The following is a 14,269-nucleotide window of genomic DNA, read 5'->3' as shown; positions in this document are numbered from 1 at the left end:
GACTAGTTATGTACAAATAAAAAATTTTTAAAACTTTTGAAATATGTATATTCGACTCATTAAGGAAGTTTTCCTTCTTCATCGAAAAGTTTTATAAATATATTTCTATATTTATAAAACAAGGCACGATTAAAATCGCGCCTTGTTATTTTATTATGCAGCGTTTTCTACTAAGAAGTCTACAGCTTTACGAACTTTAAGATCTTCAGCTAAAGCTTCTACGCTTCCAAGAGCTTGCTTGATAGCGTCTACTGGCATACCGTACATTTCAGCCATTTTTTCAACTTCTGCAGTTACTTCTTCTTCAGTAACTTCGATGTTTTCAGCTTCAATGATAGCTTCAAGAACAAGGTTGATTCTTACGCGTTTTTGAGCGTCTTCTTTCATTTGCTCTTTTAACTTGTCAGCATCAGTACCTGTGAATTGGTAGTAAAGCTCAAGGTTCATACCTTGTTGGCTTAAACGTTGCTCGAATTCACGAACCATACGATCTAACTCAGTGTCGATCATAGCTTCTGGAATGTCGATTTCAGCGTTAGCAGCAGCTAATTCTACTACTTCGTCACGTACTTTGTGCTCAGCTTCGTGCTTTTTGCCTTCTTCTAAGTTTGTGCGAAGTTTTGCTTTTAATTCATCAAGAGTTGCAACCGCTTCGTCAGCTTCTTTAGCGAACTCGTCATTTAACTCAGGAAGTTCTTTTGTTTTGATTTCGTGAACTGTTACTTTGAATGTTGCTGGTTTGCCAGCTAATTCAGCAGCATGGTACTCTTCTGGGAATGATACTTCAACGTCTTTAGACTCACCAGATTGAAGACCAATTAATTGCTCTTCGAAACCTGGGATGAATGTACCAGAACCGATTGCTAGAGAGTAGTTTTCGCCTTTTCCGCCTTCAAATGCTTCGCCATCAACGAAACCTTCGAAGTCGATTACAGCTGTATCACCGTTTTCAACAGTTCCTTCTTCTTTAACAACTAGCTCAGCTTGACGCTCTTGTAAAGATTTTAATTCGTTCTCTACATCTTCGTCAGTTACAGTTGTTTCAACTTTTTCTACTGCTAAACCTTTGTACTCACCTAATTTAACTTCAGGTTTCACTGTAACTTTTGCAGTGAAGATAAGGTTAGCATTTTTTTCGAACTTCTCGATGTCGATTTCAGGATGAGCAACTGGGAAGATACCAGCTTCATCGATTGCTTCACCGTATGCTTTTGGTAAGATGATATCTAAAGCATCTTGGTATAAAGATTCAACACCAAAGCGTTGTTCGAATAACGGACGAGGCATTTTTCCTTTACGGAAACCTGGTACGTTGATTGTTTTTACTACTTTTTTGAACGCAGCGTCGATAGAGTTGTTTACTTCTTTAGCATCAACTTCGATTGTTAAAACGCCTACGTTACCTTCTAATTTTTCCCATTTTGCAGCCATTTATTCTTTCCCTCCAACTATAATAATGTATGCACATACCTCTATAGATTAAGATCTTCATTATCTCTTTTTTGAAATAACAAAAGTACAAATAATCCTCTAGCAAAAGCTTTCAGATATAATGTTCCAATCTACTAATTGCCTAAAAGACAACTACGGTATATTTTGTTCGAGAATAATATGAAACATATTAAGTAAGAGAATTGCACTTCTCTTCTCTTACAAACAGGCAGATTTCTGCCTTTTGCAACCCTTACATTATAACATAGAATATGCTCGTTTCAAGAACCGAACGATTCTTTTTCATAATTATACGGGCAAATATCCTTCTCTTTCAACACGTAATAACCATTGATAGGCAATATGAAACTCTTCTAATTCAATATTATACGCTGTCATAAGCTCTTCTTCATCAATAGTCAACCCGAAACGCTTTCTACCAATTCTCTCTAAAACAGCAGCCCAAATCTCCACTTTATCCATTAATAGAGCGAATGGGAAAACGCTAATTTGCAATTCTTTCCAATATGTAACCATCGCATCAAATATATCAGGATAATTTTGCTCTAATCGACTTGATAATCTATGTATAATGTTATCGGATTGCTCCTCATTATGACCTGTAAATGCTGGAATTACCTTGATCGTATTCCCAAACTTTTCTACCTCTATCTCTTCTTCTATTTGATTTTCTATCATTTTATATAAAATAGAAGTTTTCAAATAAGGGTGCTGTTTTTCGTCTATTAAAAATTTCTTTAAAATAGGTAATGCAAGATCCAAATCTTTTAACGAAAGTTGCTGAATCGCTCTTAGCTTTTGCCCAAAGCTTTCTCCAAATATTTCATTAGTAAATTCATCTAACTCAAAATTCGAATCAACTCGTGATGTATCTACTTCATTTAACATACCTTCTGCAAATAAAGCGAGCTGCGCTAATTTTTCCTTTTGCTCAGGCATTACATCTTTCGTTTGCAAAACTTTTTCAACAGTTTCAATAACACCTTCATAATCATTTGTTTGAACTAAAATTGTCACATACGTTTCAAGAATATCACCAAATAAGACCGCTCCTGTTTCCAGTAACTGTTCACATTTCTCTTTCGCTTCTTCCATATGTTTTAATTCTAACAAACAAATAACCGAAGCTAGTTCCGTTTGTTCCGTTTCTGCATTATACTGACGTAATATTTCAAAGCAGCGCAATGCATCTTCGAATTTCCGCTCTTTCAGCGCTAAAAAACCTTCATCAATATAGCGCTCTGATAGTTGCGGAAACAATACGACCGTATTTTCTTTTTTATCCATACGTCCGCCTCTTTTTCTAGATTTTAATTATCTTTAAAGTAAATATATCAAATGAGTAATGAGAACACAACATCCCGAAACCCTTTGTTTGAAATATAGAAATATTTAATTTTTACATTTCAATACAAGTGAATTCCTACTCAAAATTAAAAATATGCAAATAAAAACCCTCAGCAATTCAAGCAGAGGATTCATCATTAATGGAAAGCTTTTATAATAGTGGGGTATATAACAAGGGTAATAATTTGGAGAACAATAATTGCCATAACAATCATGCTAAAGTAGAAGATTGGTTTACTTCGCTTCATTAAAAACATAATGATGAGCATCGTACAAGCAAACAAACTTAAGAAGAACAAACTCGTTGTCGAACTAAGTATACCACTTGGGACAAAGAACAATAACACAACACTACAAGTACCTATAATTCCAAATAACCATTCCATTCATTCACTCATTCCCTTTCCCTCTCATGGTAGTTTCCTCTACGCGATTAAATGTTTTACAACATCAACTACATACGTTAATTTCTCATACGCTACAAATCCAAAAGCAACTGTTAAACCCGTTACGATTAATCCCTTCATTATTTCTTCCTCCTCGTTTTATCGTTGTTATCTTCATTATAGAGGATTAGCAATTTGTTACCATCGAACTACCTTACAGTTACCTTACAGAATTGTAAGATTTCAAATGCACAAGTAAATTTAGCAGAGCAATTTAAAGAAATGAACGAAATCGCCTTTAACTGGCTCGTTGATACGAAGAAACAATATAATGTGAAAGATTATGGTTTTGTATTTGAGAAGTTTATTAATAACTAAACAGAAAACCTTGTTATCAAAAGATAACAAGGTTTTTTCAGCGTCCCAGGAGAATTTCGAGCTCCCACTCCGCCCATTTCCGTACTATTTTATATATTTTGATCGCAGTCTTAATATATCTTCCTCTTCTCGAATACCTGCCGATCCTTTCCTCACATTTTTTACGATAGTCCAATCCGGGTTGGTTTCATCACCGATGTTCTGTACTGTAAAGTTGCCATCACCATATTTTCGGTGACCTTCTGCCAATTTCTCCGTTAAATCGTTCTCATTTGATCTCGCCATCTTTGCGCCATCTCCCTTTTTTATACAACCTTCTTAAACTGTCTAACCAATCACAGGTCTAGTCAATTGGAGATTCTCGTTTTCCGCTTCTATTCATTGTAACACACTAACGGGGATAAGTTTCGATAACGGTTGCTCAATCGTACTAGAATGGTAAAAAGTTATAACATTCTAAGTGAAAATTAGGACAATACGATGTACGACGTGTTATAGAAGGTATTGATCCCGATACTGGCGAAAAACTTTCATGGTGGGAACGCACTGGTGCTGATTTCATGGTTTTTGCGGGACTTACGCCTGTTGGTAAGGGAATAAAAGTAGTCAAAGGTGCAAAAAAAGTTTCCAATGCAATAGGTGCAGCAGCCACACTAGAAAAACAACGGAAAACTTTAAAAGCTAATAGCTTAGCAGGTAAAGAATACGAAATAAAAATGTTCGAGGTTATAAAACAACAAAAACCTAAATCTGAATTGAATGAACAAATAACCGTACAAACAAAATCGGGCGTACGCACTCGTATAGATATAGGAGGCAAGGACGCAAATGGTAAGATTGACTTAGTAGAGTTAAAATCTTCACCTACTGCACCTCTTACTAAAAATCAGAAAAAAGCCTTCCCTGAAATTGCAGAATCAGGTGCAATAGTTAAAAGTAGGAACAAACCACCATTTGAAATTACTAACAGGGAGAATGAATGCAATTAGTTACATAATTGAAAATAAAATCGTTACACAAATGTTGAGAAATATTGAAATTCAATTTCCATCAAATTCTATTCTTGCTATCATTATTTATAAGAATATTCAAAAAGGGAGGGGATTTTATGGACGTTCTAATAAAGGGGAATACACAAATTTCAAAACTACTTAACGAATGGTACAAAGAAATACGTTCACGTAATATAGATAATGCCCATTGTTTAAAAGAAGAAATTAATTCTATTATTCACAATAACGAAGCAGACTCAAACTTGTTACTCTACTATCACCTGTTAGATTTCGGCTATAAATATTTAGTGGATAATTTAAGTATTTCAAAAAATAGCTTTGATAAAATTGAATCCTTTGATATTCCCACAGATAACTTTTTATCTTACTACTACCATTTTTATAAGGCTATTCATTCTAACGCAGTCGGTAATTATAACCTTGCTAAAGAACAGTATGATAAAGCAGAACTTTTACTTAAACACATTCCTGATGAACTTGAAAAAGCGGAATTTCATTACAACTTAGCAACATATCATTATCATATTTATCAAGCACTTTTAGCCATTAAGCATGGTACAAAAGCTAGGGACATATTTTCTAAACATGAAAGCTATGAATTAAAAACAGCTTATTGTGATAATTTATTAGGATTAGCTTGTACGCATTTAAAAGAATTTGAACTAGCTGAAGAATACTTTGTTACTGCAATGAACACATTCCAAAAGCAAAAAAATGAGAAAGCAATCTTACTAGTTCGTCATAATTTAGGCTTAATGTATGCGAGTCAAAATCTTTCTAGTTCGGCAATTCGATACCTTTCAGAAGTAGTTGAAAAGAAACCTCATCATTATAAAGCTATTTTTGTTAAGGCAAAGGAACATGTTAAGCTAGGTGAAAAAGAAATTGCATGTCAACTCATTGAAAAAGGTTTAACTATCTGCAATGAATTAGGGAATCAAGAATATCAATACCGTTTTGCAATTCTGAGAGAACTAAATAAAAAAGCTGCTGCTGACAAATTAGAAAAAGCAGTACTGGCAGGAATGGACTACTTTAGAAACGAAAGATTATGGGAATATGTTCAAGAATACACGGAAGCACTAGCGGTCCAATTTCATAGCGAAGGAAACTTTGAACAAGGAAGTAAATATTTCTACTTAAGTTATGAAGCTAAGAAAGAAATTTTTAATAAGGAGGCGTTAAAGTGAAAAAAGTATTATTAGGAATGCTATTGATTACACTTGTAACGATAGGCACGCATACTTCAGTTAACACTCAAACAGCTATTAATATTATACAAGGTTTAGCTGATGGTGATACAGGTTGATTTATTAAAGACGCAGGACGCTTACCTACTCTTATGGTGGCGTTCTTTTTTATCTAACTTTAACGAAAGGGTTGAACTACAAAAATGTTTAATGGATTATCGTTAGAGACAATAAGCAAACTTCCACCTGCTTTCACTACAATTATAGCACCTTACTTATACCAGCTGTATTATATAGTGTTAATCAACTTGTAATAGCGGCAACAACTAAGGAAATTGACAAATTGTATTTAAATAAAGTCACACAAGTAAAATTAAACTTTTGAAATATAATTTTATCTACACTGTTAGGTGCTATTTTATATCTATTTGCTACTGTGTTTTTTACTTTGGAGTATATGATAACCTTAATAAAACTTGGAGTAACAGCGAAAAAGTTTGGTACATCGGAGGAACTTTAATTATTAGTGTTATTCTATTAGTTGTACTATATTTTCTGTTTTTGTTTTCTCTGCATAAAAACAAGAAGTTTAATATTATTCTTAAGGTTTTAGTTTCCCTTCAAATCATAAGTAGTGTAATAACGCACAATTATCTCGAGCACTTTGTCGATTGTTAGATTGAACATATAACGATTTTCTGCAATCTCTTTCTTCCGCGGATCACTTTTTAATCTATCGCTAAAAACATTCGTTAAATCTTCGCTAATCGTTAAAGAATCACGTCTTTTTGACATAAAAAAATAAGCCCCCTAACTCGTTAGCGACCGCACATTGTACGATTCAACTTACGAATTAGAAGGCTTATATATTGCGGATTTTGACGTCACCGCAAAAGGTTTTTTTAGCGTCCCAGGAGAGATTCGAACTCCCGACCGACGGCTTAGAAGGCCGTTGCTCTATCCTGCTGAGCTACTGGGACATGGAGCGGGTGAAGAGAATCGAACTCTCGACCAGAGCTTGGAAGGCTCTTGTTTTACCACTAAACTACACCCGCATATGTTATTTTATTTTCAATCGTTAGCGCTGTTGCCCTATCGACAATATTTATTATATGTATAACCATACATAAAGTCAACACCTTTTTTAAAAGAGGATAATTTTTCTTATCCTCTTTTAAAAACTGCTTGTTCAACTAGCTGTCCGTCTAGTGTTTCAAAACGAACTTCCATTTGATTTTCATCCATTTCTAATAAAGCAAATGTTTTTTCTACACGCTGACGCGGTAATAAAATACTGCCTGGATTAATAAATAAAACGCCGTCGATTAATTCCGCACCTAATACGTGAGAGTGTCCGAAGCATGCAACTTGCGCCCCTACCTCTTCAGCACGGTACGCTAATGTTTGTACCGTCATTTTCACGTTATGACGATGTCCGTGCACAACTATGAAACGAACACCATCTACATCAGTTACAATTTCGTCTTGAAAGTTAGCATAATCACAATTCCCTTTTACAACATGGAAACCTTGCAACTCTTCATGAGCAGGCGTTAGCTCTGAATCACCGCAATGAATCATGATATCTACTTTCCCTTCATACTTCTCTTTTAACTGCTGTAATTCCTTCACAGAGCTATGACTATCGCTTACGATTAAAGCTTTCATCAATATCTCTCCCTTATTCTCCTAAAAACCATTCAGGGATTTTTTCTTCTAGCTTACGTAGAGCACGTCCGCGGTGACTAATAGCATTTTTCTCATCTGAACTTAGTTCGGCCATCGCTTTTTTATATTCTTCCACATAAAAAATCGGATCATATCCGAAGCCATTTTCCCCGCGGCGTTGTTCTAAAATAAACCCTTCGCACGTCCCATTTACAATGACAGGCTTTTTATCCCCTTCAGGGAAAGCCACTGCTAATGCACAGTAGAAACGAGCTTTACGCTTTTCAAACGCTACGTCATTTAATTCTTGTAAAACTTTATCAATATTTGCTTGATCATCTTTCGGCTCTCCAGCAAAACGTGCTGAATACACACCTGGTTTCCCGTTTAAAGCATCTACAATAAGACCTGAATCATCCGCAATTACAATTGCATTCAATTGTCTACTCAAACTGTCCGCTTTTAAGATTGCATTTTCTTCAAATGTTTCACCAGTTTCTTCGACTTCTTCAATATGAGGAAAATCGTGTAATGATTTCACTTCTAAATCAAATCGCTCAAATAACTCAGCAAATTCACGTACTTTCCCCATATTTTTTGTCGCTACAACAACTTGTTTCATACTTTCCACCTCTACTCTATATGAGATACGATGTCACCTAACGCTTCTTTTTGCATGTCAATCAGTTGGAAAATGCCTTGTTCTGCAGCATCAAGTAATTCATTTAACTGCGCTCTACTAAACGTCGCTTCTTCTCCAGTTCCTTGCACTTCAACGAACTGACCTTTTCCAGTCATAATTACGTTCATATCAACGTCTGCTTTAGAATCTTCTGCATAGTTTAAATCTAAAACAACACCTTGTTCTTCAACAATTCCTACTGACGTTGCTGCTAAATAATCTTTTACTGGAATTTTAGATACTTTTTCTGCTTGTAGTAATTTCTCAAACGCTAATACCATTGCTACATATGCACCTGTAATAGAAGCTGTTCTCGTTCCACCATCCGCTTGAATAACATCACAATCAATCCAAACCGTTCTCTCACCAAGCGCTTCTAAGTCAACTACCGCACGTAATGCTCGTCCAATTAAGCGCTGGATTTCCATTGTACGTCCTGTTACTTTCCCTTTACTTGACTCCCTAATTGTACGTTGTTCTGTCGCACGTGGAATCATCGCGTATTCAGCTGTTACCCAGCCCTTTCCTTCTCCACGCATAAAAGGCGGGACACGCTCTTCAATTGTCGCTGAGCAAATTACCTTAGTATCCCCAACCTCAATTAATACTGATCCTTCTGGATGTTTTAAGTAATTCGTATGAATATGTATATGGCGTAATTCTGTTTTCTCTCTACCATCTACTCGCATAACAATAACCTCCTCATAACTACTTGTTAGTATAGCCAAATTTAAATGTATGATATGTATACAATAAAAGAAGGGGAACCCAAAAAGCAATTCCCCTTTCTTACTTAAGTATATCAAATTATTGGCGATTAAAAACTACCTGTATTCACGTTTTCTGGACGATCTACAGGTTTTATTAACTTTCCGCCCTTTTCATCTATAAGATTCGCTTTACCATTTACTTCAATAGAAACGCTTTTCACGCCTTTCTTTTCTGTTAAAGATAAAACTAATGACTTCAATACGTAATTTGAAATCATATTTTTATCTGGGTTTATAAATATATTTTCATTAAAGTTTAATGTAAGATTTCCATCTTGTAATTTCGGATTCGTAATGAGCTTAACTCCTGGATTGAAATCGTTCAGAAGAGATTGATGAATCGGTCCTTTTACAAGTTCATCTACAATTGCTGCATAATCATTTTCTTTTCCTTCTACAACGCGGCGTGTTACTGGTACGTAGTATTGCTGTTTATTATTATTTTGTGCCATAAAATAAAGTGTTACTGGTTTTGTATTTGTTACATCCGCTACTTGCTCATCATCGAAGTTAATACCGTTCGCACGGCTCACCCCTTCACCAAGCGGTGTACCACCAACAGGCATCTTCGCTAATTTTTCACCATTTATTTGGAACTGCACTTGTTTTATTTCTTTAAATTGCGTCAACGTCCATGCAATAGATTCAACGATTTGACGTTCTTCCTCTTTTGCATAGTTTTTCATTTCTTTAGAAAAATCAATGACTGCCGTCCCATCTTTTTTCAAGTTTAGGGTCATCGATGTATTCGCCGGAATGACTGCACGGAACCCATTCGGTAACAAATTCGTTACCGGTCCATCTTTCACAAGGTACTCTAACGTTTGCTGAATAACCTCATTTGCTTTCGGAGTAGGTATAGCTAACGTTTGCGGTACAACATAGCCATTTTTATCAACAAGGTATAGTTCTCTATTCACCGTTTGTCCTTGCTTATCTTTCTTAGATACTTCTTTCTTTCCACCCTCTGTATACGTAACTTGTTTTGGCGGATCAATTTGCTCCGTTGCTTTCTCTTGATTTATAAAGCCACACCCTGTTAGTAAAACAGCGCTCACAGTAGCACCAACAACCCATTTAAAAGTGGATTTAGGCATGCCATTCCCCCCTAAAATCTAAGTTTGTACTATTATGTATACGAGCTGTTTCATGTTTTAGAACAAGCTGTGCTCCCTATAAACAAAAAAACTCCTGATTTCTCAGGAGTTCACTTATATGAATTCTATTATTATTCTTTTTCTAAATAAATATGTTTCACATTTTCAATCGGTTGACCGAACCATTTTGATGCAATTTCTTTAAATAGACCTATTTTCCCTGTTGTTAAGAAGAGATGATCACTTTGTTCCTCTCCCTCATTCAACATTTTACTATGGTATAAAATGGTACTTACTTCACGCGCCGTTTCATCACCAGAACTAATGAGTTGCACTTTATCTCCCATTACTTGTTTAATAACAGGACCTAAAATTGGATAATGTGTACAACCTAAAATAAGCGTATCAATATCAGTGTTTTTCAGCGGTTGCAACGTTTCTCTTACAACTTCATACGCCATTTCACTTTCGAAATTACCGCTCTCTACAAGCTCAACAAAAGGTGGACACGCTAAACTTTCTACCATAACACGATTATTAATAGACTTTAACGCTTCCTCGTATGCACCACTTTTCACCGTTCCAATCGTTCCAATAATCCCAACATGATACGTGTTTGTCATTTTTAAAGCTGTACGTGATCCTGGGTGAATAACTCCTACCACTGGAATTGGTAATTGTTTCTGCATCTCTTCTAATACAACTGCAGTTGCTGTATTACATGCAATAACTAACATTTTGATATTTAAATCTAGTAAATGCTCCGTCATTTCCCACGTAAATTGACGCACTTCTTCTCGAGAACGTGGACCATAAGGGCAACGTGCTGTATCCCCTAAATATATAATGCGCTCTTTCGGCAACTGACGAATTAATTCCTTCGCCACTGTTAAACCGCCAACTCCTGAATCGATAACACCGATTGCTCTATTCAACTTCATCACCCGTTTTCTCATTCATCATCTTATTTTATCATTATATTTTTCACACTTTAAGTTCGCTCACTTAAACTGCTTCTATATGAAAATTTTCATTTGTACCTGTATAGACTAGGACCTTTTTTATTTTGCTCCTTTTTTTCATAATTTGCAAGACAGAAAAATAACCGACCTTCTATATGAAAGTCGGTTTCTTCTATAATAAAGTACATCTTTAATGCTCCATCTTTTTTTGGAAAGAAGACATTCCTATTAATAAGAAGAAATGGGCAGAAATTAACATGACGATTAAAATAAAATTGAAACGATAACTATTTGTAGATTCCATAATTTTGCTCGCAACAGCTGGTCCAAATGCCATACCGAAAAAGTTAATTAAATTATATAAGCCAAGACCGACTCCAACTTTAGCTGCATGTAATGTTTTCGGTATAAATGTGTTCAATGATACTTGAATGGCAGAATAACTCATAAATGTCAAAATAATCGCCAATACAATAACGACTATACTTCCATTCGGAATAAACCCTAAAATTAAAAAGCCAACAATCATAATGACAGACGCTACATAAATCATATTCACATTTCCAAACGAAGGGACAATCTTTCCAGTAATAAAACTAGACACAATACCAAAGAGTGATGCAACAAATAATACAATTCCGATAACAAACGGAGACAATCCGTGCTCTCTTCCTAACAGTAATGGCAACAATAATAAATTAGCACATAACGCCACATTAATTATAAATCCGACTGTTATTAAACGAAGAAATGCTTTGTTCGAAAACAACTCAATATCGATAAATGGATGCTCCGCTTTCTTCATACGAACCGTGAATAAAAATAAAGAAATTATCGATAACACAAATAGCCAACTATTCGTATTGACACCTAATAAAACAGTCGTAATGAATGCAAATAGTAACGCCGCTCCAATGTAATCAAAATGAAACGCTTCATCCGTGTGCCGTGCTTCTTCTGGCATAAATTTTATAAGCAAGAAAATCCCCACTACTGAAATAACCATAAATAAAAATAAATATGGCCACCCTAGTGTATTTGTAATAGCCCCGCCAACTAAAGGGCCAATACCTACTGCTAATGCAATAGAAGAACTAATCATCGCTAACGCACCAGGCTTCTTATGAGGAACAACTAATTTCGCCACTGCAATCATACTAAGCGCAATAAACGCTGCACCCCCGCTCGCTTGCACTAATCTTGCAAGAATGGTAATCACATAAGATTGATTCATAAATCCAATAATAGAACCCACTACAAATATGATAATCGAAATAATTAATAGTTTTTTTACACTGTAACGATCAGCAAGCTTCCCATATATCATTGAACCAATACCGACAACTAAAGAATAACCTACTACAACCCAACTTACTTTCGATTGACTAATAGATAAATCATGAGCAATATCCTCTAACGCAACATTAAATAAAACCGCATTCATCGGTCCTAATAAAACGATAAAACATAATGTGAAAACAAACCATTTTGAATGATTACTTATATCTTCCCCCATGTGTAACACCTCTCCTGATTGTAGTAATTGAAAACGAAAAATGAAGTTGTTTAGCTCTTCTATTATCACTAGACAACTTCATCAAATGTATACATTTATCGCGCGACAAATTGAATTCGAAACGAAACATGTACGTTGTTCGATATTCATGGAACTATCATAGTTTCAGCATTACAATTTGTCAACGAAAAATATACAAAGTAAACTAATTTAGTTTTTTTAGTTTACTTTGTTCAAAAATTGTTATACACTAATTTCGAATCCGATATAAGGAGGACTGACATGGTTATTCAGATTTGCAATTTTTAACTTAATAAAATAATGAACTTATATATAGAAGAAACATTATAGGAGGATTATGATGAAGAAAAAAATGTTAGTTGTATTAACGAGCGTTGAAAAATATCCAAATTTAAATCGAGCTACTGGCCTTTGGCTTGGTGAGGCTGTTCATTTCGTTAAAAAAGTTGAAGAAGCTGGTTACGAAGTAGATTATGTTAGCCCACAAGGTGGTTATACACCGATTGATCCGCATAGTTTAGCAATGGCGGAGAGCATCGATTGGGAATGGTATCAAAAGAAAGAATTTATGAATCGCCTCGGTTCTACACTGAAACCGAGTGAGGTGAATCCGGAAGACTATGCTGTTATTTATTACGCAGGTGGTCACGGTGTGATTTGGGACTTCCCTGAAAATAAAGAACTCCAAATGATTAGCCGTAGCATTTATGAAAATGGCGGAATTGTTTCCTCTGTTTGTCACGGAGCTGCTGGTTTATTTCATATTACATTAAGTAATGGGGAACGTTTAATTAGCGGTAAAAAAGTAACAGGATTCTCAAATGAAGAGGAAAAACTAGCTGAATTAGATCAATTCGTTCCATTTTTAACAGAAGATGAACTTATTAAAAATGGAGGACTTTACGAAAAAGCTACACAGCCTTGGGAAGCTTTCGCCGTAGAAGATAACCGTGTTATCACTGGTCAAAACCCAGCTTCAGGTGGTCCAGTAGCTGAATTAGTATTACAACACTTAAAAAAGAACATGTAATAAAAAAAGCAGATTTTCCATTCATATAGGAAAATCTGCTTTTTTACGAAATCATTTGCAAAATAGCCATAACTTCTTTTTCAATTTCAGAATCATCAATCGCTTCTATATACTCCGGTTTAAACAGTTGATACTTCTTTAGTTGATAAAAATCAAGTATCGCTTTCTTTAACGTAATATCGTACTGAATACAAAAAGAATGATCTATAATACGTCTTAACATCACATCATCTTGCACCATAAATAATTGTGCGTTCATCTTATTAAAGTAGCCTTGTTCCATACCCGCTTCAAAAAACATTTGCAAATTATGATTACGATTTTGTTGTGCAGCGACTAACTGATCAGATAAGTGCGGATATGCCTCTTTCAAATCTTGTAAAAAGACATCTGAAATATACGTCACACATTTTAAAGAGTGAATAAACGTCTTTTGGAAACGTTCTGCAAAAGACATACTTTCATCTTGATTATCCGCATCCCCTTCAAGAAGGTAGTTCATAAAATCTTCTACCACAGCTTCAATAATCTCATCTTTTGAAGAAAAACGTTTATATAAAGTAGCTTTACTAATATCCATATACTTCGCAATTTCATCTATTTTCAATTGACTAAAACTCGTTTTTCTAATAACGGGCTTTATTTTATTAATATAAGTATTTGCACACGCAACTTTTCTCATTAAAAGAGCCTCCCCTTTTGTCCATACAAAATAGTATAGCAAATTCACGATTAATTATAAATGAAGTCACTATAC

General features: G+C 35.1%; 15 protein-coding genes, 2 tRNA genes and 2 pseudogenes. 5 read left to right on the top strand and 14 right to left on the bottom strand.

The annotated features are described in order from the left end of the window. Positions 1 to 153 precede the first annotated feature (153 nt). The 3 genes from tig to PDK19_RS01275 all read right to left on the bottom strand — a co-directional run bounded on the left by tig (position 154) and on the right by PDK19_RS01275 (position 3,185). A complete protein-coding gene (gene tig, locus PDK19_RS01285; RefSeq protein ID WP_049113911.1) occupies positions 154 to 1,431 on the bottom strand; it encodes a trigger factor in 1,278 nt (425 codons plus the stop codon). A gap of 309 nt (positions 1,432 to 1,740) precedes the next feature. Further along, positions 1,741 to 2,739 (bottom strand): hypothetical protein, encoded by a 999-nt coding sequence (locus PDK19_RS01280; protein ID WP_000358270.1) that lies wholly within the window; start codon positions 2,737 to 2,739, stop codon positions 1,741 to 1,743. 197 nt (positions 2,740 to 2,936) lie between these two features. Then, positions 2,937 to 3,185, bottom strand: a complete 249-nt coding sequence (locus tag PDK19_RS01275) for a hypothetical protein (RefSeq protein WP_001983650.1) — start codon at positions 3,183 to 3,185, stop codon at positions 2,937 to 2,939. Positions 3,186 to 3,422: 237 nt separating this feature from the next. Here PDK19_RS01275 and PDK19_RS01270 point away from each other — a divergent pair. After that, positions 3,423 to 3,563, top strand: a pseudogene (locus tag PDK19_RS01270) (YvbH-like oligomerization domain-containing protein); the annotation flags it as partial. Between the two features lie 84 nt (positions 3,564 to 3,647). Here PDK19_RS01270 and PDK19_RS01265 read toward each other — a convergent pair. Beyond that, positions 3,648 to 3,848 (bottom strand): hypothetical protein, encoded by a 201-nt coding sequence (locus tag PDK19_RS01265; protein ID WP_000124456.1) that lies wholly within the window; start codon positions 3,846 to 3,848, stop codon positions 3,648 to 3,650. A 185-nt stretch (positions 3,849 to 4,033) separates the two neighbouring features. Between PDK19_RS01265 and PDK19_RS01260 the strand changes: the two are divergent. The 3 genes and pseudogenes from PDK19_RS01260 to PDK19_RS01250 form a co-directional block, all read left to right on the top strand. Continuing rightward, positions 4,034 to 4,552 (top strand): annotated as a pseudogene (locus PDK19_RS01260) (pre-toxin TG domain-containing protein); the annotation flags it as partial. Positions 4,553 to 4,671: 119 nt separating this feature from the next. After that, positions 4,672 to 5,766, top strand: a complete 1,095-nt coding sequence (locus PDK19_RS01255) for a response regulator aspartate phosphatase (RefSeq protein ID WP_049113916.1) — start codon at positions 4,672 to 4,674, stop codon at positions 5,764 to 5,766. Then, a complete protein-coding gene (locus PDK19_RS01250) occupies positions 5,763 to 5,885 on the top strand; it encodes a hypothetical protein (protein WP_000756802.1) in 123 nt (40 codons plus the stop codon). Before PDK19_RS01255 ends, PDK19_RS01250 begins: the two co-directional genes overlap by 4 nt. Positions 5,886 to 6,375: 490 nt before the next feature. On the opposite strand, the gene PDK19_RS01245 is transcribed toward PDK19_RS01250, so the two are convergent. The 9 genes from PDK19_RS01245 to PDK19_RS01205 all read right to left on the bottom strand — a co-directional run bounded on the left by PDK19_RS01245 (position 6,376) and on the right by PDK19_RS01205 (position 12,461). Beyond that, a complete protein-coding gene (locus tag PDK19_RS01245; RefSeq protein ID WP_000044632.1) occupies positions 6,376 to 6,561 on the bottom strand; it encodes a hypothetical protein in 186 nt (61 codons plus the stop codon). Between the two features lie 111 nt (positions 6,562 to 6,672). Further along, positions 6,673 to 6,746: transfer RNA gene (locus PDK19_RS01240), tRNA-Arg, on the bottom strand. A 1-nt stretch (position 6,747) separates the two neighbouring features. Then, positions 6,748 to 6,821 (bottom strand) — tRNA-Gly (locus tag PDK19_RS01235). 109 nt (positions 6,822 to 6,930) lie between these two features. Beyond that, positions 6,931 to 7,434, bottom strand: a complete 504-nt coding sequence (locus PDK19_RS01230) for a metallophosphoesterase (RefSeq protein WP_000645500.1) — start codon at positions 7,432 to 7,434, stop codon at positions 6,931 to 6,933. A 13-nt stretch (positions 7,435 to 7,447) separates the two neighbouring features. Further along, positions 7,448 to 8,056, bottom strand: a complete 609-nt coding sequence (locus PDK19_RS01225) for an XTP/dITP diphosphatase (protein WP_000815935.1) — start codon at positions 8,054 to 8,056, stop codon at positions 7,448 to 7,450. Between the two features lie 11 nt (positions 8,057 to 8,067). Next, positions 8,068 to 8,805, bottom strand: coding sequence for a ribonuclease PH (rph, locus tag PDK19_RS01220; RefSeq protein ID WP_001261765.1), 738 nt, complete (start codon positions 8,803 to 8,805; stop codon positions 8,068 to 8,070). 128 nt (positions 8,806 to 8,933) lie between these two features. Further along, positions 8,934 to 9,983 carry a spore germination protein GerM gene (gene gerM, locus PDK19_RS01215; protein WP_001126762.1) on the bottom strand — a complete coding sequence of 350 codons (1,050 nt, stop codon included), beginning with the start codon at positions 9,981 to 9,983 and terminating at the stop codon, positions 8,934 to 8,936. A gap of 131 nt (positions 9,984 to 10,114) precedes the next feature. Then, the gene (gene racE / locus PDK19_RS01210; protein ID WP_000773996.1) at positions 10,115 to 10,924 is read right to left on the bottom strand and encodes a glutamate racemase; all 810 of its coding nucleotides are present in this window, start codon (positions 10,922 to 10,924) and stop codon (positions 10,115 to 10,117) included. Between the two features lie 211 nt (positions 10,925 to 11,135). Then, positions 11,136 to 12,461 carry an MFS transporter gene (locus PDK19_RS01205; RefSeq protein WP_062822064.1) on the bottom strand — a complete coding sequence of 442 codons (1,326 nt, stop codon included), beginning with the start codon at positions 12,459 to 12,461 and terminating at the stop codon, positions 11,136 to 11,138. A gap of 361 nt (positions 12,462 to 12,822) precedes the next feature. Here PDK19_RS01205 and PDK19_RS01200 point away from each other — a divergent pair, with 361 nt between their 5' ends. Further along, positions 12,823 to 13,512 (top strand): type 1 glutamine amidotransferase domain-containing protein, encoded by a 690-nt coding sequence (locus PDK19_RS01200; RefSeq protein WP_000728503.1) that lies wholly within the window; start codon positions 12,823 to 12,825, stop codon positions 13,510 to 13,512. Between the two features lie 43 nt (positions 13,513 to 13,555). Here the strand turns inward: PDK19_RS01200 and PDK19_RS01195 are convergent, their stop codons facing one another. Further along, a complete protein-coding gene (locus tag PDK19_RS01195) occupies positions 13,556 to 14,194 on the bottom strand; it encodes a TetR/AcrR family transcriptional regulator (protein ID WP_001233021.1) in 639 nt (212 codons plus the stop codon). Positions 14,195 to 14,269 lie beyond the last annotated feature (75 nt).

The sequence above is a fragment of the Bacillus cereus group sp. BcHK124 genome (genome assembly GCF_027712065.1).
GTDB classification, from domain to species: domain Bacteria; phylum Bacillota; class Bacilli; order Bacillales; family Bacillaceae_G; genus Bacillus_A; species Bacillus_A pacificus.
Note: the sequence above shows the minus strand (reverse complement) of the source record. Positions and strands in the feature narration are given on the sequence as shown.